Here is an 897-nt window from a genome sequence, read left to right on the forward strand (position 1 = left end):
ACTCATGCAGCCTTCGTGGTTAGGGACACACTCGGCCTCCGCGAACATCCACCTTTCGAGGCTCATTCCCGCACCCCGTACGACTGCTGTCTACACTTCGGACCCAGCGTTGCCGCGACGCCCGCAAGACTCGGTCCCGGCTTGCCTGCTACGGCTTTGGCCGGATGGGACTTGCACCCACAAGCAATCGTCAGCTTGGCATGACGTACTCCCATAGTGTGGTGTAGCTGACGGGCAGGTCACCGCCAATTTTCCGGCGGGCCGGAAGGCGGGCTACCGTGACCGGACCAGGGAGACGCGCCGGCGCGGTCGAGCTGCGCCTTCCCAAGCTGCGCAAAGGAAGCTGCTTCGCCGGCTTCCTGGAGCCGCGTCGGATGGCCGAAAAGGCGCTCACCGCGGTGGTGCAGGAAGTCTATGTGCAGGGCATCTCGACCCGATCCGTCGATGATCTGGTCCAGGCCATGGGCATGACTGGCATCTCCAAGAGCCAGGTGAGCCGACCGTAGGCCTTCCTCGCCCGCCCGATCGAGGGTGACTGGCTGTATCTGTGGATCGACGCTACCTACGTCAAGGTGCGCCAGAATGGCCGGATCGTCTCGGTCGCGATCATCATCGCGGTCGGCGTCAATAGCGACGGCCGGCGTGAAGTTCTCGGCATGGACATCGGCCCTTCTGAGGCCGAGACGTTCTGGACCGCGTTCTTGCGCAAGCTCGCTCGGCGCGGGCTTCGTGGCGTCAAGCTCGTGATCTCCGATGCGCATGAGGGCATCAAGGCCGCCGTCAGCAAGGTGCTCAACACCGCCCGGCAGCGCTGCCGCGTCCAGTTCATGCGCAACGTCCTGGCCCATGCCGGCAAGAGCGGAAGACGCGTCGTCTCCGCCTTCATCGCCACCGCCT

1 pseudogene is annotated in these 897 nt (G+C 64.7%); it reads left to right on the top strand.

What is annotated here, in order from left to right:
• Window positions 1-271: 271 nt before the first annotated feature.
• Window positions 272-897: pseudogene (locus XH81_RS04760) on the top strand (IS256 family transposase); the annotation flags it as partial.

Origin of the sequence: Bradyrhizobium sp. CCBAU 25360, from assembly GCF_028128695.1 — a bacterium.
In the GTDB taxonomy this organism is placed as follows: domain Bacteria; phylum Pseudomonadota; class Alphaproteobacteria; order Rhizobiales; family Xanthobacteraceae; genus Bradyrhizobium; species Bradyrhizobium ottawaense.